At 68.2% G+C, this 20,107-nt stretch carries 16 protein-coding genes; 7 read left to right on the top strand and 9 right to left on the bottom strand.

Annotated features, from left to right (window positions below; all coding sequences use genetic code 11):
* Nucleotides 1–55 precede the first annotated feature (55 nt).
* A complete protein-coding gene (locus tag B9N43_RS13135) occupies nt 56–1,129 on the bottom strand; it encodes an NAD(P)H-dependent flavin oxidoreductase (RefSeq protein ID WP_145842638.1) in 1,074 nt (357 codons plus the stop codon).
* Between the two features lie 146 nt (nt 1,130–1,275).
* Here B9N43_RS13135 and argS point away from each other — a divergent pair, with 146 nt between their 5' ends.
* The 6 genes from argS (at nt 1,276) to B9N43_RS13105 (ending at nt 6,654) form a co-directional block, all read left to right on the top strand.
* Nucleotides 1,276–3,009: an arginine--tRNA ligase gene (argS, locus tag B9N43_RS13130; RefSeq protein ID WP_145842637.1), complete on the top strand. Its 1,734-nt coding sequence runs from the start codon at nt 1,276–1,278 to the stop codon at nt 3,007–3,009.
* A 1-nt stretch (nt 3,010) separates the two neighbouring features.
* Nucleotides 3,011–3,691, top strand: coding sequence for an SPOR domain-containing protein (locus B9N43_RS13125; protein ID WP_145842636.1), 681 nt, complete (start codon nt 3,011–3,013; stop codon nt 3,689–3,691).
* 13 nt (nt 3,692–3,704) lie between these two features.
* Nucleotides 3,705–4,340 carry a thiol:disulfide interchange protein DsbA/DsbL gene (locus B9N43_RS13120; protein ID WP_145842635.1) on the top strand — a complete coding sequence of 212 codons (636 nt, stop codon included), beginning with the start codon at nt 3,705–3,707 and terminating at the stop codon, nt 4,338–4,340.
* Between the two features lie 25 nt (nt 4,341–4,365).
* Nucleotides 4,366–5,115 carry an SDR family oxidoreductase gene (locus B9N43_RS13115; RefSeq protein WP_145843568.1) on the top strand — a complete coding sequence of 250 codons (750 nt, stop codon included), beginning with the start codon at nt 4,366–4,368 and terminating at the stop codon, nt 5,113–5,115.
* Between the two features lie 271 nt (nt 5,116–5,386).
* A complete protein-coding gene (gene lgt / locus B9N43_RS13110; protein ID WP_145842634.1) occupies nt 5,387–6,181 on the top strand; it encodes a prolipoprotein diacylglyceryl transferase in 795 nt (264 codons plus the stop codon).
* Nucleotides 6,178–6,654, top strand: a complete 477-nt coding sequence (locus tag B9N43_RS13105; protein ID WP_145842632.1) for a VOC family protein — start codon at nt 6,178–6,180, stop codon at nt 6,652–6,654. Before lgt ends, B9N43_RS13105 begins: the two co-directional genes overlap by 4 nt.
* A gap of 128 nt (nt 6,655–6,782) precedes the next feature.
* Here B9N43_RS13105 and B9N43_RS13100 read toward each other — a convergent pair whose 3' ends face one another.
* From B9N43_RS13100 to B9N43_RS13075, 6 genes are all read right to left on the bottom strand, one after another.
* The gene (locus tag B9N43_RS13100; RefSeq protein WP_145842631.1) at nt 6,783–8,081 is read right to left on the bottom strand and encodes a TolC family protein; all 1,299 of its coding nucleotides are present in this window, start codon (nt 8,079–8,081) and stop codon (nt 6,783–6,785) included.
* Complete coding sequence (locus B9N43_RS13095; protein ID WP_145842630.1) at nt 8,078–8,392, bottom strand: DUF3240 family protein; 315 nt, start codon at nt 8,390–8,392, stop codon at nt 8,078–8,080. The genes B9N43_RS13100 and B9N43_RS13095 overlap by 4 nt, the downstream gene beginning before the upstream one ends.
* A 12-nt stretch (nt 8,393–8,404) precedes the next feature.
* A complete protein-coding gene (locus B9N43_RS13090; protein ID WP_145842629.1) occupies nt 8,405–11,470 on the bottom strand; it encodes an efflux RND transporter permease subunit in 3,066 nt (1,021 codons plus the stop codon).
* Nucleotides 11,471–12,589: an efflux RND transporter periplasmic adaptor subunit gene (locus B9N43_RS13085; protein WP_186453821.1), complete on the bottom strand. Its 1,119-nt coding sequence runs from the start codon at nt 12,587–12,589 to the stop codon at nt 11,471–11,473.
* Between the two features lie 81 nt (nt 12,590–12,670).
* Complete coding sequence (locus B9N43_RS13080) at nt 12,671–15,571, bottom strand: putative bifunctional diguanylate cyclase/phosphodiesterase (protein WP_145842627.1); 2,901 nt, start codon at nt 15,569–15,571, stop codon at nt 12,671–12,673.
* On the bottom strand, nt 15,568–16,401 hold the full coding sequence (locus B9N43_RS13075; RefSeq protein WP_186453820.1) for a PhnD/SsuA/transferrin family substrate-binding protein: 834 nt from the start codon (nt 16,399–16,401) through the stop codon (nt 15,568–15,570). The genes B9N43_RS13080 and B9N43_RS13075 overlap by 4 nt, the downstream gene beginning before the upstream one ends.
* 263 nt (nt 16,402–16,664) lie before the next feature.
* On the opposite strand from B9N43_RS13075, the gene B9N43_RS13070 reads away from it, so the two are divergent.
* Nucleotides 16,665–18,890, top strand: a complete 2,226-nt coding sequence (locus B9N43_RS13070; RefSeq protein WP_186453819.1) for a TonB-dependent receptor — start codon at nt 16,665–16,667, stop codon at nt 18,888–18,890.
* Here B9N43_RS13070 and B9N43_RS13065 read toward each other — a convergent pair.
* Entirely contained in the window at nt 18,874–19,650 is a 777-nt protein-coding gene (locus B9N43_RS13065) for a lysophospholipid acyltransferase family protein (RefSeq protein ID WP_145842624.1), read from the bottom strand. The genes B9N43_RS13070 and B9N43_RS13065 overlap by 17 nt on opposite strands.
* Complete coding sequence (locus tag B9N43_RS13060; protein WP_145842622.1) at nt 19,647–20,105, bottom strand: glycine zipper 2TM domain-containing protein; 459 nt, start codon at nt 20,103–20,105, stop codon at nt 19,647–19,649. The genes B9N43_RS13065 and B9N43_RS13060 overlap by 4 nt, the downstream gene beginning before the upstream one ends.
* Nucleotides 20,106–20,107 lie beyond the last annotated feature (2 nt).

Raw genomic sequence — 20,107 nt, 5'->3', positions numbered from 1 at the left:
CGCAGCGAGCCCTATCGACCCCCCCGGCGGGGGGCGAAGGGGGGCGAGCCAATTTTTAGCGCTGGAAACGGTCGAGGATGGCGGTGGCTTCGGCAACGACGCGCTGGATCAACTCGTCGCAGCTTTCGATCTCGTTGATCAGGCCCATCACCTGGCCGCCGGGCAGGATGCCGAATTCGGTCTTGCCTTCCACCATCGTGGTGCGCAGCAGGACCGGGGTGTTGGCCGCCATCACCACCTGGGCCAGGCCGTAGCCGTGGTCGCGGCGCATCGACCAGCCCTGCTTCATCATGTCGGTCAGCGACATGTGGGTCAGGCCGCGCAGCTTCAGGGCGTTGCCCAGCGCCAGCAGCGCGTTCTTCCAGCCCGGCGAGGTCAGCAGCTTGTCGACGAAGCCGTTGCGGATCATGCGGTGCTGGTGGCCGTCGACCTGGTCGGTGGCCACCGTGTCGCCGACGCCGGCCTTGATGTAGATGGCCTTGACGTTCTCCGGCACCGGCGACTCCTTGGTCAGCAGGAAGCGGGTGCCCATCGCGATGCCCTCGGCGCCGAAGGACAGGGCCGCCATCAGGCCGCGCCCGTCGCAGAAGCCGCCGGCGGCGATCACCGGGATGTCCACCGCGTCGACGATCTGCGGCAGCAGCACCGTGGTGGCGATCGAGCCGGTGTGGCCGCCGCCTTCGCCGCCCTGGACGATCAGCGCGTCGGCGCCCCAGGACGCCACCTTTTCCGCGTGGCGCTTGGCGCCGATCGAGGGGATGCAGGCGACGCCGGCGTCCTTCAGGGTCTTGATCAGTTTTTCCTTCGGCGCCAGCGCGAAGCCGGCCACCTTGACGCCGGACTTGATGATCATCTGCACCCGCTCGGCGGCGTCCGGCGCATCGGAACGCATATTCACGCCGAAGGGCTGGTCGGTGTGATCCTTGACGTAGGCGATCTCCTCCGCCAGCTGCTTCAGGTCCATGGTGGCCGAGCCGATGAAGCCCAGCGCGCCGGCGTTGGCCGTGGCGGCGCAGAGCCTGCCGGTGGCCACCCAGCCCATGGCCGACTGGACGATGGGGTACTTGCAGCCGGTCATCCGGCACAGCTTGGTGTCGAGGGCGGGATGCAGGTCGGCGGCTGCGGTCATGGCGAACTCCTTGGTAGCGGTCTTCTGGATGACACCCGGCGGTGGAAAAGGCCAGCAACCGCCGTGGCAAAGGGCGAAATCATATCCCGCCGGCCGTTATAATGAAACGCAAGTCCATGTTTCCGGCAACGATTTCACCCCCGCCTATGTCTTTCGACCCCAAACTGCATCTTTGCGATCTGCTTCGCACCGCCCTTGCCAGCGTCGCGCCCGACCACGTCGACGCGGAAATCCTGATCGAGCGCCCCAAGCAGGCCAGCCATGGCGATTTCGCCAGCAACCTGGCGATGCAGTTGGCCAAGCCCCTGAAGGCCAACCCGCGCCAGATCGCCGAGCGGCTGATGCGCGAGTTGCCCGCCTCGCCCTGGGTGCGGCAGGTGGAGCTGGCGGGCGCCGGTTTCATCAATTTCACCCTGGTGCCCGCCGCCAAGACCCAGGTGGTGAAGGAAGTGCTGGAACGCGGCCTGGACTTCGGCCGCAGCGCCGTCGGCGGCCGCCGCAAGATCCAGGTGGAGTTCGTTTCCGCCAACCCCACCGGGCCGCTCCACGTCGGCCACGGCCGGGGTGCCGCCTACGGCGCCAGCCTGGCTTCGCTGCTGGCGTTCGCCGGCTACGACGTGACCCGGGAATACTACGTGAACGACGCCGGCCGGCAGATGGACATCCTGGCCGTGTCCACCTGGCTGCGCTATCTGGAACTGTTCGGCGAGCGGGTGCCCTTCCCGCCCAACGCCTATCAGGGCGGCTACGTGCGGGAAATGGCCGAGCAGGTGAAGCGGGCCCATCAGGACAAATACGTGCGCCCCGCCGAGGCCGTGCTGGCCGCCGCGCCCGCGCCCGAAGCCGACATCGAGGCCCATCTGGACGGCCTGATCGCCGCCGGCAAGGATCTGCTGGGCGAGGACTGGCACTACATCCACCAGCACGCGCTGTCCGAGCAACTGGCGGACGGCCGCGCCGACCTGGAGGAATTCGGCGTCCATTTCGACGTCTGGTTCTCCGAGCGCTCGCTCTACGACACCGGCCTGGTGCAGAAGGCGGTGGCCCTGCTGGAAGACAAGGGCCACATCTACCTGCAGGACGGCGCCAAGTGGTTCCGCTCCACCACCTTCGGCGACGAGAAGGACCGCGTGGCGCAACGGGACAACGGCCTCTTCACCTACTTCGCCTCCGACATCGCCTACCACCTGAACAAATTCGAGCGCGGCTTCGAGCGGGTGGTGGACGTCTGGGGCGCCGACCACCACGGCTACATCCCCCGCGTGCGCGGCGCCCTCAAGGCCATGGGCCAGGACGACGGCGCGCTCGACGTGACCCTGATCCAGTTCGTCTCCCTGCTCAGGAACGGCGTCAAGGCCTCGATGTCCACCCGCGCCGGCGAATACGTCACCCTGCGCCAGGTGCGCGACGAGGTCGGCAACGACGCCTGCCGCTTCTTCTACATGCTGAGGAAGCAGGACCAGTCGCTGGACTTCGACCTGGAACTGGCCAAGTCGCAGTCCAACGACAACCCGGTGTATTACGTCCAGTACGCCCACGCCCGCATCTGCTCGGTGCTCGGCCAGTGGGGCGGCGCACCGGCGACCCTGGCCGGCGTCGACCTGGCGCCGCTGGAGAGCGAACGGGAACTGGCGCTGTGTGCCCGGCTGCGCGAGTTCTCCGGCCTGATCGAAGTCGCCGCGCGCGACTACGCCCCCCATTCCCTGGCCTTCTACCTGAAGGACCTGGCCGGCGAATTCCACAGCTGGTACAACGCCGAGCGCCTGCTGGTGGACGACGAATCCCAGAAACTGGCGCGCCTGGCGCTGGCCCAGGCGGTGCGCCAGGTGCTGGCCAACGGCTTGCGTCTATTGGGCGTTTCCGCCCCGGAGAACATGTGACATGACACGCGACGGCAAACCCCGCAACCACAACAACAGGCCGCAACAGAAAAGCCGCGGCAACACCCTGCTCGGCATGTTCATCGGCCTGGTGATCGGCGTGGCGATCGCCTTCGGCCTGGTCTGGTACCTGAACCGCGCCCCGCTGCCGTTCCAGGAACGCGCCCACCGCGCCGAGGAGCCGGCCGCCGCCTCCCAAGCCGAATCCTCCCAGGCGCCGCTGCCGCTGCCCGGCAAACCCGGCGACAAGGTGACCGAGAAGCCCCGTTTCGAGTTCTACAAGATCCTGCCCGGCGGCCAGGAAGGCGCGGCGCCCGGCGCAACGCCGCCCGCGGCGGACGGCGAGCCGCGCGCCACGGCGCCGGCGGCCCAATCCCCCCAATTCCTCCTGCAGGCCGGCGCCTTCCAGAAACCCGCCGACGCCGACAACCTCAAGGCCAAGCTGGCCCTGATGGGGGTCGAGGCCAGCGTGCAGCAGGTGAACGTCGCCGACAAGGGCACCCTGCACCGGGTGCGGATCGGCCCCTTCGCCACGCCGGAGGAGATGAACCGGGTCCGCAACCAGCTGGCTCAAGGCGGCGTCCAGGCCACCGTGGTCAAGGCCGCCGCCGCCGCCGATAACGCCGCCGCCGCGGAACCTAAAGCGGAAAGCCGGGCCGAAGCCAAGTCCGGCAAACAATAACCAGGAGTCATCCATGCGCTTTCTCAAGTCTCTCCTCGCAGCCCTGTTCCTGACCACGGCCACGCTCGCCCTGGCGGCCGATCCGGTGGAAGGCAAGGACTACGTGACGCTCAACCCGCCGCAGGCCACCGAGAGTCCGGGCAAGATCGAAGTGACCGAATTCTTCTGGTACGGCTGCCCCCATTGCTTTCATTTCGAGGGCGCCCTCAACCAGTGGCTGAAGACCCTGCCCAAGGACGTCGGCTTCCGCCGTGTGCCCGGCGCCGCGCGCCCCTGGCTGCCGGGCGCCAAACTGTTCTACGCGCTGGACGCGATGGGCCTGGAGGACAAGCTGCGCGCCCAGATCTTCAGCGCCATCCATGAAAGCCGGGAACTGCACCCCATCCGTGAAGCCGGCTTCGCCGAATGGCTGGGCAAGAAAGGCGTGGATGCGAAGAAATTCACCGACATCTACAACTCCTTCACCGTCCTGTCCAAGGTGAAGCAGGCGGAGCAGTTGAACGCGGGCCACCGCATCGATGCCGTGCCGGCCGTGGTGGTGGGCGGCCGCTACCGCCTGATCGAACCGGCCGAGATGTCGCCCGAACGCTTCCAGGCCGTGATGAATGGCCTGGTGGCCAAGGCGCGCGCCGAACAGGGACGCAAATAAGGTGGCGTGCGCGCCTCGGGTCTGGATCACCGGGGCGTCCTCCGGCATCGGCGCCGCCCTGGCGCGGCATTACGCCGCCAGCGGCGCCTGCCTGGGGCTGGTGGCGCGCAGCGGCGACGCCCTGCGGACGCTGGCCGCCACACTGCCCGGACGAATCTTCATCTACCCCCTGGACGTGACCGACGCGGCGGCGCTGGCCCATGCCGCCGGCGACTTCATGCAGCGGGCCGGCGTGCCCGACATCGTCATCGCCAACGCCGGCGTCTCCGCCGGCACCCTGACCGAGGCCGACGAGGATCTGGCGGTGTTTTCCCGCATCCTCGCGGTCAATGTGCAGGGCATGGTCAACACCTTCCACCCCTTCGTCGAACCGATGCGCAAGAGCGGCCGCGGCCGCCTGGTCGGCATCGCCTCGGTGGCCGGCATCCGCGGCCTGCCCGGTGCCGGCGCCTACTGCGCCTCCAAGGCGGCGGCGATCGCCTACCTGGAAAGCCTGCGCGTCGAACTGTACGGCAGCGGCATCAAGGTGGTGACGATCGCCCCCGGCTACATCGAAACGCCGATGACGGCGGTGAATCAGTACCCGATGCCCTTCATGCTGTCGGCCGAGGCCGCCGCCCGGCGCATGGCCCGCATCATCCGGCGCGGCCCGAGCTACGCGGTGCTGCCCTGGCAGATGGCGATCGCCGCCCGGCTGCTGCGCCTGCTGCCCGACGCGCTCTACGACGCCCTGTTCGCCCGCGCCGAACGCAAGCCGCGGGGCTTGCCGGTGTGAGAAGGCTCGCCCCCCTTCGCCCCCCTCCGGGGGGTTCTCATTTGCTCGCTGCGCTCGAAGTTACGGGGAACGCTGTGGCGACACCGATGCGTTGCGGCTTCGCCGCGTGCCGCTTTTCCTTGCGGCGGCGCGGCGGAAAAGCTTTTTCGGCATTCCATCCCTTCGCCATCCTTCGGGACGACGCGGCGGAAAAGCTCGTCCTAAGCTCTCTCCATCCCGGTTCCCGCGCACGTATGTTTGACTGGCCGTTTCAATTCGCGATTCCACGCCAATGCTGACCTTTCCCGCCATCGATCCCGTCGCCGTGCGCCTGGGGCCGCTCGCCGTCCACTGGTACGGCCTGATGTACCTCGCGGGCTTCGTCCTGTTCGTCGTTCTCGGCCGCACCCGCATCCGGCGCGGGCTGGCGCCGGGCTGGTCGTACCAGGACATCGACGATCTGCTGTTCTACGGCGTGCTGGGGGTGATCATCGGCGGACGGCTGGGCCAGGTGCTGTTCTACGAGCCCGGCTACTATTTCGCCCACCCCGCGGAGATTCTCGCCGTCTGGAAAGGCGGCATGAGCTTCCACGGCGGCTTTCTCGGCGTGCTGGCGGCGATGGCGCTGTGGGGCAGGAAGACCGGGCGCGGCTTCTGGGCCGTCACCGACTTCATCGCCCCGCTGGTGCCCACCGGGTTGCTGGCCGGGCGCATCGGCAATTTCATCAACGGCGAACTCTGGGGCCGCGTGGCGGACCCGAGCCTGCCCTGGGCGATGGTCTTCCCCCACGTGGACGCCCAGCCGCGCCACCCTTCCCAGCTCTATCAGGCGGGAATGGAGGGTCTGCTGCTGTTCCTGATCCTCTGGTTCTACGCCGCCCGGCCGCGCCCCGCGCGCGCCGTGTCCGGCGCCTTCCTCGTCGGCTACGGTGTGTTCCGCTGGCTCGGCGAATATTTCCGCGAACCGGACGCCGGCATCTTCGGCCATTCCTACGCCGTCAGCATGGGGCAGTGGCTGTCCCTGCCGATGGTCGTCCTCGGCGTGGCCCTGATTCTCATCGCTTATCGTCACAAGGAAAAACCATGACCCGTCCCTTCAAGGTCCTCGGCATCCAGCAGATCGCCATCGGCGGCCCCTCCAAGGAAAAACTCAAGACCCTCTGGGTGGACAAGCTCGGCCTGGAAGTCACCGGCAACTTCGTCTCCGAGAAGGAAAACGTCGACGAGGACATCTGCGCCATGGGCAGCGGCCCCTTCAAGATGGAAGTGGATCTGATGCAGCCGCTGGACCCGGAGAAGAAGCCCGCCGTGCACACCACGCCGCTGAATCACGTGGGCCTGTGGATCGACGATCTGCCCAAGGCCGTGGAGTGGCTCACGGCCAACGGCGTGCGCTTCGCGCCGGGCGGCATCCGCAAGGGCGCCGCCGGCTTCGACATCTGCTTCCTGCACCCCAAGGGCAACGACGAATTCCCGATCGGCGGCGAGGGCGTGCTGATCGAACTGGTGCAGGCGCCGCCGGAAGTGGTGGCGGCCTTCGCCAGGCTCGCCGGGTACTGAACAAGATTGTAGCGATCAGGGAACCAATCAGACCAATAGCCCTGGCATTGCCAGAAGCACACCCAGACACCATTTGGAGGTGAATTTCAGGCCATCCATTTTGGCTTTTGATTGTATCCCATCAGGAATCAATCACACTCCGCATGCCGACTCCTGCCGTCCTCCCCCGACGGCCCGTGGGCCGCGCACGTATCCAGCGGCCAGAGCTGGTGGGCGTCGAGCAATAGCCGGTAACGGCTCTCCTGCGCGTCCGCGCGCGCCTGGGCCGCGCCCAGACGCGCCTCGATGGCGAGGCGGCGGGCGGTGATCAACTCGGCCAACTGGCCTTCGCCCAGACGCCAGGCCCGGTCGAGCAGGCGGGCGTTGGCTTCCATGCGTTCCGCCACCCGCGCCTGCTGCTGCCACTGACGGTAGGCGGCGTCGGCCTGGGTCACCGCGCGTCGGGCATCGGCTTCGGCCGCCGCCTGCGCCAACGCCTCCCTGGCGTTGGCGACCTCGGCCTCGGCCTGGGCGCCGCGGCTGGCGGCGGCGCGGGCGGCGCCGGGCAGGGGAATGGTCAGTTGCACCCCGAACAGCTTTTCCTGCCCGTCCCGCTCCGATGACCAGCGCAGCCCCAGCGTCGGGTCCGGCAGGCGTTCCCGTTCGGCCCGATCCGCGCCGATGCGCTGGCGCTGGGCGGCGGCGCGCGCCGCCGCCAGCGCGTGGTTGTGGTTCAACAGCCGTTCCCGCCAGTCCTCCGCGGCCGGCGGCTGCGGCTCCGCCAGCGCGGCGTCGACCGGCGGCGGCAAGGCCGGGAAGTGCTGGGCCAGTTCGTTGCGGGCCAGTTGCAGGCGGCTCCGGGCCTGGCTGGACTGCGCCTCGGCCTGCGCCAGCTGCGCCTCCGCCAGCGACTGTTCGAGGGCGGCGGCGTCGCCCAGCTCCACCCGGCGCCGCGCGGCGCGGGCCTGCTCCTGCAGCACCTCGGCCTCGGCGCGCCATTCGTCGACCGCCGCCATCTCGCGCCGGATGTTGAACCAGAGCGCGAGCAGCAGGCGCGCGGCTTCGTGGCGGGCGTCGCCCAGTTGGGCCTGGGCCTGGGCGACGCCGGCGGCGCCCAGCTGAACGTCGACGCCGCGCTTGCCCGGCAGGCGGAACGCCCGCTGCAAACCGATTTCCTTCTCGGCGTAGCGCGTCTCGGCCAGCGTTTCGCGGCGGCGGCCGCCGCCCACGGTCAGCGCCAGTTCGTGCGGGCCGGCCTCCAACTGATCGCTGCGCGCCCGCTCCAGCGCGACGCCCGACTCGGCGGCGCGGACCAGGGGATGGGCATCCAGGACACGGACCGCGATCTCCGTCGGCGGCAGGTCGGCGGATGGAGCGGATGGCGCAGCCAGGGCCGGCAGCGCGAGCAGCAGTCCGATCCCGCCCGACAGCAAGCGGCGGCCGTTCATGAAAAACTCCCGGCGGCCAGGACCGCGGTGATCCAGTAGCTGACGTTGGTGTCCGGCAGCAGGGCGCGCAGTTCCTGCACCAGCTCGCGCGCCATGTCCTCGCGGGTGAGGATTTCGATCTTCACCCGCTCCGTCCGCCCCCGCACCTCCTCGCCGGCGCTGACCATGAATCGGGACGACCCATGGCCATCCACCGCGCAGGCGACGAAGGCGCCGGCCAGCTGCGGACGGTGCAGCAGGAACTCCACCACCTGCTCCTCCAGCGCACGCGGCAGGATCAGCTTCAGGCAGGCATCGCTATCGGGTCGCATCTCGGGGTCTCATCATGAAGTTTCTACGCCATGGCGGCGAAACAGGATGGGCAGCATGAACAGCGTCAGCGCGGTGGAGGTGACCAGGCCGCCGATCACCACGATGGCGAGCGGCTTCTGGATCTCCGAGCCGGGGCCGGCGGCGAACAGCAGCGGCACCAGGCCCAGGGCGGTGATGGTCGCGGTCATCAGCACCGGCCGCAGGCGGCGCCGCGCGCCCTCCACCACCACCTGCGCGATCGGCATGCCCTGCGCCAGCAGCTGGTTGAAGTAGCTGATCATCACCAGCCCGTTCAGCACGGCGATGCCCAGCAGCGCGATGAAGCCCACCGAGGCCGGCACCGACAGATACTCGCCGGACAGCAGCAGGCCGAACACGCCGCCGATCATCGCGAACGGAATGTTGGTGAAGACCAGGACCGCCTGACGCACCGAGCCGAGGGTGGCGAAGAGGATCAGGAAGATCAGCGCCAGGGCCACCGGCACCACCAGCGCCAGGCGCTGGGCGGCGCGCTGCTGGTTCTCGAACTGGCCGCCCCAGGCGACCGCATATCCCGTCGGCAGCTCGATCTCGGCCGCCGTCCGCCGCCTGGCCTCGTCGACGAAACCCACCAGGTCGCGGCCGCTGACGTTGGCCTGGACCACCACCATGCGCTGGGCATTCTCGTGGTCGACCTTGACCGGCCCGGCGAGACGCTTGAGCCGGGCCAGCGACGACAGCGCCACGCTGCCGCCGTCCTTCAGCGCCAGCTGGGTGTTGGCGAACGCGGCCGGCGACAGGCGCACGTCCTCGCCGCCGCGGATGACCAGCGGCGTGCGCCGGTGTCCTTCCAGCACCAGCCCGACGGGCTGGCCCTCGACCTGGGCGCGCAGCACGCCGGCCACGTCCTCCACGGAAAACCCCAGGCGCCCGGCGGCGAGCCGATCCACTTCCACCGCGTAGTACTGCACCCCCTCGTTCTTCACCGTCAGCACGTCCTGCGCGCCGGGGATGCCCTTGAGCAAGGCCGCCATCCGTTCCGCCAGGGCGTTGAGTTCGTTCAGGTCGCCGCCATGGATCTTCACCGCCAGGTCGCCGCGCGTGCCGGTGAGCATTTCCGCCACCCGCATTTCGATCGGCTGGGTGAAGGAAATGTCGAGCCCCGGAAAGCCGGCCATCACCCGCCGCACTTCCTCGGTCAGCCATTCCTTGTCGGGCTTGCGCCACTGCGCGCGCGGCTTCAGCACCAGGAAGGCGTCGGTCTCGTTGAGTCCCATCGGGTCCAGGCCCAGTTCGTCCGAGCCGGTGCGCGCGACGATGTCGCTGATTTCCGGCACCTCCGCCAGGAGCGCGCGCTGCACGGTCAGGTCGATCGCCGCGCTGGTGTCCAGCCCGATCGACGGCAGCTTGGCCACCTGCATCAGCAGGTCGCCCTCGTCCATCGCCGGCATGAAGGTCTTGCCCAGCAGCAGGAAGGCGCCGCCGGTCAACGCCAGCAGGGTCAGGGCGGTGACGATCACCTGCCGCGGACGGGCCAGCGCACGGTTCAGCAGCGGCGTGTAGAGCGCCGTCAGCCTCCTCGGCAGCCAGGGCTCCCGATGCTCGGCGGCCGGCTTCAGCAGCAGCGAGGCCAGCACCGGGATCACGGTCAGGGACAGCAGCAGCGAACCCGACAGGGCGAAGACGATGGTCAGCGCCACCGGCGTGAACAGCTTGCCTTCCAGGCCCTGCAGCGTCAGCAGCGGCAGGAACACGATGACGATGATGGCCATGCCGGAGGCCACCGGCTGGGCCACTTCGCGCACCGCGCGGTAGATGCGGTGGCGCAGCGGCAGGGCATCCTGGCCGCCGCGGGCGAGTTCGCTCTCGACGTTCTCCACCACCACCACCGCCGCATCCACCAGCATGCCGATGGCGATGGCCAGGCCGCCCAGGCTCATCAGGTTCGCCGACATGCCGAACAGATGCATCATGACGAAGGTGATCAGCGCCGCCAGGGGCAGCACCGAGGCCACCACCAGGGCCGGCCGCAGCCCGCCGAGGAAGGCCAGCAGCAGCGCCAGCACCAGCACGATGGCCTCGCCCAGGGCCTTGGAGACGGTGCCCACCGCCCGCTCCACCAGGGCCCCCCGATCGTAGAAGATGCGCGTGGAGACGCCTTCCGGCAGCGTCTGCCGAATTTCCGCCAGGCGTGCCTTGACCCCGTCCACCACCTGCCGCGCGTTGGCGCCGCGCAATCCCAATACCAGCCCCTCCACCGCCTCCTCGCGGCCGCCATGGGTGACGAAACCGTAGCGGCTGAGGCTGCCGATCCGCACCTGGGCCACGTCGCCGACCCGAACCACGCCGCCGTCGCGGCTGGCGACGACGATCCCGGCGATGTCGGCGAGGGTCTTCGCGCCGCCCTCGATGCGCACCAGCAGCGACTCCTCGCCTTCGGTCAGGCGCCCCGCGCCTTCATTGCGGTTGTTGGCCTCCAGCGCCTGGCGCAGTTCGGCCAGGCCCAGCCCGCGCGCCTTCAGCGCCACCAGGTCGGGCACCACCTCGAAACTGCGCACCTCGCCGCCCAGGCTGTTGACCTCGGCCACGCCGGGCAGGGTGCGCAACTGGGGACGGATCACCCAGTCCAGCAGGGTGCGTTTTTCCGCCAGCGACAGTTCGCCCTCGATGGTGAACATCAGCATCTCGCCCAGCGGCGTGGTGATCGGTGCCAGGCCGCCGCTGGCGCCCGCCGGCAGGTCGGCCATGACGCCGGCGAGGCGCTCGCTGACCTGCTGCCGGGCCCAGTAGATGTCGGTGCCGTCCTGGAAATCCAGGGTGATGTCGGCGATCGCGTATTTGGACACCGAGCGCACCATGCGCTTGTCGGGAATGCCCAGCAGTTCCAGCTCGATCGGGGTGACGATGCGGGCTTCCACCTCCTCCGGCGTCATTCCCGGCGCCTTGACGATGACCTTGACCTGGGTGGAGGAAACGTCCGGATAGGCGTCGATCGGCAGTTCGCGGAAAGCCGCGACGCCGCCGCCCAGCAGCAGCACCGTGGCGACGATCACCAGCAGCCGCTGGGTCAGGGAAAACTCGATCAGGCGCGCCAGCATCTAGCGGCTCTCCGCCGCGCCCAGGCCGAGCCAAGCCGCCTTGACCGTGGCCGCCCCCTTCACCACCAGCAGGCTGTCCGCCGCCAGCGCCGCGTCGATGCGCACGGTCCCGTCGGTCTCGTCCAGCAGTTGCACCGCCACCGGGCGATAGCCGCCCGGGGCGGCGACGAACACCCAGGCCTTGTCCAGGTGGCGCACCAGCGCCGTCGTCGGCAGCGTCCAGCCCTTGCCATGGTGGCTGGCGGAGGGACGCAGCCGGACCTGCAACTGCTGGTAGGGGCGGACGCAGCCGGCGGCCTGCTTCAGTTCGGCCCGCACCAGCACGGACTGGCTGCCGCCCGCCAACTGCGGCGCGACGGCGGTCACCCGCGCCGGCTGCGCGCAGCCCGGCACCGACACCGGGTCTCCCGGCATGACGCCGGCCGCCAGATGGGGCGTGGCCTGGATTTCCAGGGCCAGGGCGTCCAGCCGCCCCAGCTTGAACAACAGCGCCGAGGATTCCAGGCGCTGGCCGGGCTGGGCCGGCGCTTCCAGCACCACGCCGGCGAAGGGGGCGCGCAATTCCACCGCGCCGGAAAAATCGCCGCCCGCGCCACCACCTTCGCCACCATTGCCACCGTCCGGCCGCGCCAGTCCGGACAGCGCCAGGGCCTGGCGCTTCTCGTGCAGCAGCGCCGCGGCGGCGCGCTCCGCGGCCTGCGCCTGTTGCAGGCGGGCGCGGGCGATGATGCCCTCGGCGAACAGCGTCTCGTCGCGGCGCCGCGCTTCCGCCGCCAACTCGGCCTGGCCCCGGGCCTCCACGTATTCGCGCTGCAGGCCCAGCAGCGGCGCGCCCTGCAGGCGCCCCAGCACCTGGCCTTTTTTCACGGTCTCGCCGGACAGCACCCGCACCGCGGTGACGATCCCGCCCAGGGGCGCGGCGATGATCTCGATGCGGCGGGGGTCGATCACGACCTGGGCCGGCAGCCCATGGTCGTCGGCCGTCCGCAGCGCCTTCAGGGGCTGCACAACGATGCCGGCGCGTTGGCCCTGCTCCGGCGAGAGGGCGATCAGCGGCTCTTCCGCCAGGGCGGACAAGGGCAGCAGGGCACTCAGGAAAACCAGCAAGCTTCGCGGCATGGACCACTGTCTCCATTGAAGATGCGCGATTGTCGGCATTGCGTCTTAAGACAGGCTTAAGGCGCGATGCCGCGCGTACCCTCAACTCCGCCGCAGCAGTGCGTTGAATTCCGTCAGGGGCAGGGGACGGGCATAGAGGAAGCCCTGGACGAAGTCGCAACCGGAACTGATCAACCAATCCCGCTGGTAGCCGGTTTCGACGCCTTCGGCGATCACCCTGGGGCCCAGCTTGTGGGCCATGACGATGATCGCGTCGGCCAGCGCCCGGTCGTCGGCGCTTTCCGACAGATCGCTGATGAAGCTGCGATCGATCTTCAGATAGTCGATGTCGAAGCGCTGCAAATAGGAGAGGGCCGAATAGCCGGTGCCGAAATCATCCACGGCGATCTCGATGCCGGCCTCGCGATAGCTCAGCAGTTGCTCGGTCACGGCCGAACATTGATCGAGCAGCAGGCCCTCGGTGATTTCGATCACCAGTTGCTGGGGCGCCAGATCGATCTCGCGCAGGAAATCGAGCCAGGAGGCGCCGCTGAAGCTGCTGTTGAACTGGCGCGGAGACTTGTTGATGCTGACTTGCAGCGGCCACCCCTGTTGCTGCCAGGCCTTGGCCTGGCGGGCGGCGGTGCGGAACACCCAGTCGCCGATTTCCTCGATCAGGCCGACCTCCTCGGCCAGGGGAATGAAGACGGCCGGACTGATCAGGCCCTGGACCGGATGTTGCCAGCGGACCAGCGCCTCGGCCTTGACGATCAACCCGGTCTGAAGGTCGACGATGGGCTGGTAATGGAGCCGCAACTGGTCGTCGGCCAGCGCGCTGCGCAGATCGCCGAGCAGGGTGCGCCGCGCCTGCGCCGCCAATTGCAGATCGAGGGTGAACCAGGAGAAGTTGTTGTTTCCGGATTCCTTGGCCACATGCATCGCCTGGTCGGCATTTTTCAGCAGGGTTTCGAGATCCAGACCGTCGTTGGGGAACAGGGTGACACCGATGCAGGCGGAGACGTAGCCCACGTCCGTGCCCAGTTTGAAAGGCTGCGCCAGGGCATGCAGGATGCTGTTGGCCACCCGCTCCGCCTCGCCGGGGTCGGACAGGCCCACCAGGATGACGGCGAACTCGTCGCTGCCCAGCCGCGTCACGGTGTCGGAATCGCGGGCGCAGGCACTGATGCGCTGGGCGGCCTCGATCAGCAGGTGGTCGCCGGCCTCATGGCCGAGCGTCTCGTTGATCTCCTTGAAACGGTCGAGGTCCACGAACATCAGCGCCAGCACGCCGTCCTGGCGCTGCGCGCGCAACAGGTCCTGGCGCAACCGGTCGCGGAACAAGCGGCGATTGGGCAGGCCGGTGAGCTGATCGTAGTTGGCCTGCTGCCAGATGGTTTCCTCGGCCTGCTTCTTGGCGGTGATGTCGGAAAACATCGCGATGTAGCGATGGGGGCGCCCCGCCGCGTCGCGCATGACGTTGACGGTGAGCCATTCGGCATAGACTTCGCCGTTCTTGCGCCGGTTCCAGATTTCCCCCTGCCAGTGATTGCTGGCGCGCATCGACTGCTGCATGGCGTTGTAGAAAGAAGCGTCCATGCGTCCGGAGCCGAGCACGGCGGGACTCTTGCCCAGCACTTCCTGCGCGCCGTAGCCGGTCAGGCGCACGAAGGCGGGATTGACGGCGATGATGCGGTTCCTGCCGTCGCTGACCATGATGGCTTCGCCGCTGGCCTGGTACACCAGGGACGCCAACTGCAACTCCTCCTCGGCGCGATGCCGCTCCACGGCCACGCTGACCAGATGGGCGCCATGTTGCACGACATGGATGTCCTCCGGGACCGGCAGGATCGGCGTCCGCTGGTAAATCGAGAGCAGCGCCAGGATTTCGCCGCGGCTGGAGCGCACCGGTTCCGACCAGCAGCCGGCCACGCCCGCCTCGGCGGCGAATTCGCGGAACCGCGCGCCATAGGGATGGCGGGACAGGTCCTCGATGATCACCCGTTCGTTGCGGTATGCCGCCGTGCCGCTGGGGCCCGCGCCCTCGCCGATTTCGATGTCTTCCACCAGGGCGCGATAGCTGTCCGGCAGATTGTGCGCGACCCCCAGTTGCAGGTGCTTGCCGTCCCGGTCCAGGATCAGGATGGCGATATGCCAGCCCGGGCGCTGGCATTCCAGGCTGGAGACGATCAGGGCCAGCGTCTCCTGCAGACTGCCGCCCAGCGCCAGGCGCTCATAGACCTGATTGCGGATTTCCAGGTGGCGCTGACTCTGCGTCAGGGCGTCATCCTGCGCCGCCAGTTGGGCGGAGGTCTGGTTCAGGGCCTCGATCAACTTGTCCACCTCGGCGGTGGAGGGCCGGGTGGCGAGTTGCACGCCGTGGTTCAACGGCAGGTCGGCGGCGAATCGGGTGGCCGCCTCCAGGGCGCCGACCGGGCGCCGCAGCAGCCAGGCCAGCAGCAGGGCACTGCCGCCCAGCATTGCCAGCGCCGCGATCAGGGAATCGCGCCAGATGTGTTGATGCCGGGCCTGGTTCCACAGCGGATTGCTTTCCAGGCGGACCCAGCCGGCCGTCTTGTTGTCCACCATGACCGGCGACCAGACCTCGACAGTGTCGCCCCGGCGCTTCAACAGGGATTTCTCCCCGTGGGGCGGCGCCAGGCGGGACGCATCGAAAACCAGCTTGGGCGTGGTGTCCGACAGGGAGCGCCCCATATGGCCCAGCACCTGCCCCTGGACATCGATGATCTGCACCGTGAGCAGGCTGGGATCGATGATCACCTGGCGCATCAGCTGCTCGATTTCCCAATAGTCGCGGGCCATCACGACATGATCGGCGGCGGCGGCCAGACCGACGGCGACCAGCTGGACCTCGCGCTCGTTGGCGTCGATTTCCATCTCCATCTGCCCGGCCGCAGTGTAGTAGCCAAAGCCGAGCACCGCCGACGCCGCCGCTGACGACCCGGCCAGCAACAGCCGGAAATAAAGACCGCGCAGGAACTTCATTCATTCCCCCGCAGGACGAAAGGGGCGAGGCCAAGCATTTCCATGGGCTTGTAATCGATTTCGTAGGACGCCGCCACCGGTTGGCTCAAGTCCACGTCGTCCAGCAGCCTGGCGCCGGCGGCCGTGTCCGCCAGCGCCAGGATCGCGGCTTCCACGGCGCGGCGCGCCGCCAGGGGCACCCGGGGATGGGCCGCCAGCACATACGGGCTTACCGGCGGCGCCACGTAGAGCACGCGCAGGCGGGACTGGATTTCCGGCCGCTCGCGGCCAAGGGCGCTGGTCGTCGTCGCCGCGGCCTCAGCCTCCTGGTAGAGCACCTGGCGCAAGGCATTGCCGAAATTGCCGGCGAAGTGCGGCTGGTACGCGATGCGCTCGCGGGCCAGCAGCTGCCGGATTTGCAGGCTGTCCGGAAAGGTATTGACGGCGGGAAAGGCAATGGTCGCCTTGTTCAGGGCCTTCAGGCTGCGGATCGGACTGTCCTGGCGCACCAGGATCACGCCTTGCAGCAGACGGCTGCTGTCCCGCAGCAGCGATAGATAGCCGAGCGACTGATGAGCGCGCACCATGAGATAGGGATCGACAAAAGCGAAATCGGGATCGCCGTCCAGCACGCGCCGCTCGAAGTCTCCCAGCGTCGGGGGAATCTGCAGACGGAAGGAAATTCCCGTCGCCGCCGCCACCCGCTGCATCAGCAGCAGCCACTGGCTGCGTTCGGCCGTCGGCGCCGTCCGCCCCACCATCATGATCGAATAACCGGGAGCTGCGGCCGGCGCCTCCACCGCAAGACCGGAACCCAGGCAGAGCAGCAGCGCAAAGAACAGAAAAAACATTCTTGACTGAATTTTCATTGACAGTGCCCGGTCGGTCGCTTCCCCCATTGCGAAAAGGCGAGCCGAGTTTAACGTGAAAATGGCGTTTTTCCGACAGGCCGCCTTCCACCCTGGAAGAAGCGGTGCCACGCTTCCTTTGGCACGGAAACGGTCCGCGCTGTCGGTTTTTCGATTGATATGCGTATACCCCTCATAGCGACCTTGACCACTTCATGAGTTCCGGGCGCTTCATCACAAACCATGAACCAAGGAGGGGAACAACCATGATCCTGTATTCCAAGTCCCGCGCGGCCCTGGCCGGTCGTCCGCTGTTGATGGCGACGGCGGTGGCCTCCGCTCTGGCGTCCTTCGCCAATCTGGCCGCCGCCGACGAGGCAAAGATCGACGAAGTCATCGTCACCGCCCAGAAGCGGGCGGAACGTCTGCAGGACGTGCCGATCGCCATCAGCGCCCTGTCGGCGGGGCAGATCGAGGCGCGCGGCATTTCCAACGTGCTCGACCTGAAGGCCCTGGCGCCCAACCTCCAGGTCAGCAAATATCCCACCAGCAACGTCACCTCGCAGATTTCGCTGCGCGGCGCGGTGACCTTCAACGGCGCCATGTACTGGGAGCCCAGCGTGGGCATGTACCTGGACGGCGTCTATCTGGGCAAGGCCGTGGGTTCGGTGCTCGACGTGGTCGACGTGGAGCGCATCGAGGTGCTGCGCGGCCCGCAAGGCACGCTGTATGGCCGCAACACCATGGCCGGCGCGGTCAACATGATCACGCGCAAGCCGAGCGGCACCCTGAGCGGCTCGGTCGGGCTGGAGATCGGCAACTACGGTTATCACACCGAAAAGGTCTCCCTCGATCTGCCCAAGCTCGGCATTCTCAGCCTGTCCCTGGGGCTGCGCTCGGAAAAGCGCGACGGTCTGGTCAAGACCACCGCGGGCAGCCCGGCGCGCGAACTCGACACGCGCGACAAGACCGGTGCCCGGCTCGCCGCGCTGTTCGATTTTTCGCCCGATTTCCAGGCCGATTACCGCTACGACCACAGCCGCGTGAATCAGGAGCCCCCGCACAACCAGCTCTATCGCATGACGGCCACCACCGCTCCGATGGCGGGGATGGCGCCCTATGTCGCCCAGGACTGGCAAAAGACCGCCAGCCTCGACTATCCGTCCTACGAGCGCCTGGTGCTGCAAGGCCATGGCCTGACGCTGACCTGGAAGCTCGACGACCGCAATACCTTGAAGTCGATCACCTCGCGCCGTACCTTGAAAAACGACGATTCCTACGATCTGGACGGCACGCCCCTGGTGATCGCCACCGGCGCCCGCATCGCCGACTACACCCAGCGCTCGCAGGAGTTCCAGTGGATCGGCAACACCGACCGCCTGAACTACGTGCTCGGCCTGTACTACTACAAGGACCGCGGCTACACCATCAATCCGCACGTCTTCTATTTCGGCACCGACAGTTCGGAATACGGCTACAGCGCCGATGCCCAGTCGATCTACGGGCAGGCGGATTACAAGCTGACGGACCAGTGGACGGTGTCCGCCGGCCTGCGCCGCACCAAGGAAACCAAGATGGGCTCGCGCTTCAAGAGCATCACCGGCTTTGGTTCCGCGATCCCCTACGTCGAGGCGGAGGCATCCTTCAAGGCGACGACGCCGATGCTCTCGCTGGCCTACAAGTTCGACGAGCACCTGAATGTCTATGGCAAGTACTCGGAAGGCTTCAAGAGCGGCGGCTTCCAGGGCGAGGCCGGCACGGCGGCCGAGGCTCGAATCCCCTTCGACCCGGAAAAGCAGAAGACCTACGAATTCGGCGTCAAGATGAGTTCGGCCGACGGCCGCATGCAGCTCAACGCCGCCGTGTTCCACAATGACATCCAGGATCTGCAGATTTCGCGCTTCACCGGCCTGCCCGGCGTTTCCGTGATCCGCAACGCCGGCAAGGCCACGGTCAAGGGCCTGGAACTGGAAGGGGTGTACGTGCCCGTCGACGGCCTCAGGCTACAGGCCGGCTATGGCTATCTGGACGGCAAGTACAAGGAGTTCATGGAAGCGCCGGCCACCGGCCTGCCGATCGGCAACGTCGCCGGCAACCGCGCCTTTCCCCATGCGCCCAAGCACACCTTCAACCTGAGCGTGGATGCGCGACTGGGGCGCTCGGCGCTCGGGGTCTGGCGCGGTATCGCCGACTACAGCTACACCTCGTCCTTCTACGGCTATCCCTACCAGTTGAGCGCGGTGGACCCGGCCCGGCCGCTGGCGGAGAACAGCAAGGTCAAGGGCTATGGCTTGCTGAATCTGCGTCTGGTGCTGTCCAACATCCCGATCGGCGGCCCCGGGTCGGCGGACGTGGCGCTGTGGGTGAAGAACGCCACCGACAAGATGCAGCCGGTGAACTTCATCGACTTCGGGCCTGGCTTCAACAACCTGACCACGGCCTATTACCTGCAACCGCGCACTTACGGCGCGAGCTTCAACTATCGCTGGTAAATCCCGTCGAGGGCGGATCGGTGCGCGGCGCCGGTCCGCCTGCGGCGTGCAAGCGGTGGGCGATGCTGCGATGCAGATGCGCCGCGACGTGACGCCGATCGCCGCCCGCCACGGCGTGCGCGGGCAACACCTCCACCTCCACCACCAGTCCGCGACTGGCGGCGATGGTGCGCAGGCACTGTAGCAGCGAGACGTCGCCCACATAGGCGGGGGCTTCGCTGCGCCTGCCGGCGCGATCCAGATAGCGCAGGACGACCGGCGTCACCGGCGTGCCGGCGTCGATCGCCGACTGCAACAGGGCACTGTGGAACGGCAGCACCGCCTCGCCACGGCTGGTGGTGCCTTCGGGAAACACCACCACCCGCTTGCCGGCCGCCAGATGCCGCACCAGGTTCTCCCGCGCCCGCTGCGCCGCGGCCCGGCTGCCCCGTTCCAGGAACAGCGTGTCGGTACGACGGCACAGCCAGCCGATCAAGGGCCAGCGCGCCACCTCGGCCTTGGAGACGAAGCAGGCGGGCATCGCGCCGTTGAGCGCGAAAATATCGACGAAGGAAATGTGATTGGCGACCACCAGGCCGGCCATCGGCGGCTGGCCGCGATAGCGGGCGCGGATGCCGAGGATGCGCAGCAATCCCCGCGACCAGGCCTGCGTGACGCGCTGGCGCCGCGCTTCGGACCAGTGGCGGAAGAACAGCAACACCACCAGCGCGCCGCCCAGCAGATACAGGGCGGCGCCTGGCAGGCGAATCAGTACCCTCAATGGGCGACGCGGGTGACGCCGCCGCCGGAGAGCACCCGCACCCGCTCGCCGAGACGGAACACCTCGTCGGCCTCCTGGGTGACGGCGATCAAGGTGTTGTTCTCCAGCCGCACGGTGATCTCCACGCCATCCTTCTTGGTGGCGCTGCCCTCCAGGGCCGAACCGGCGATGCCGCCGGCCACGGCGCCGACGATCGCCGCCACCGCCGAGCCCTTGCCCTGGCCGACCTTGGAGCCGGCGGCGCCGCCGACGACCGCGCCGGTCAGGGTGCCGGCACCGGACTTGCTGCCCTCGATCTGCACCGGACGGACCGCCTCCACCACGCCCAGGCGCACCACCATTTCATGGCGGGCCTGGGCCTGGCTGTAGCTGGCGCCGGAACTGCTGGTGGCGCAGCCACTGATCAACACCAGCGCGGCGGTTGCGGTAGCGGCGAAAGTGACGATGCTTTTCATGG

It is taken from the genome of Denitratisoma sp. DHT3, assembly GCF_007833355.1.
Taxonomy (GTDB): Bacteria; Pseudomonadota; Gammaproteobacteria; order Burkholderiales; family Rhodocyclaceae; genus Denitratisoma.
This window is presented reverse-complemented; position numbering and strand designations above follow the sequence as displayed.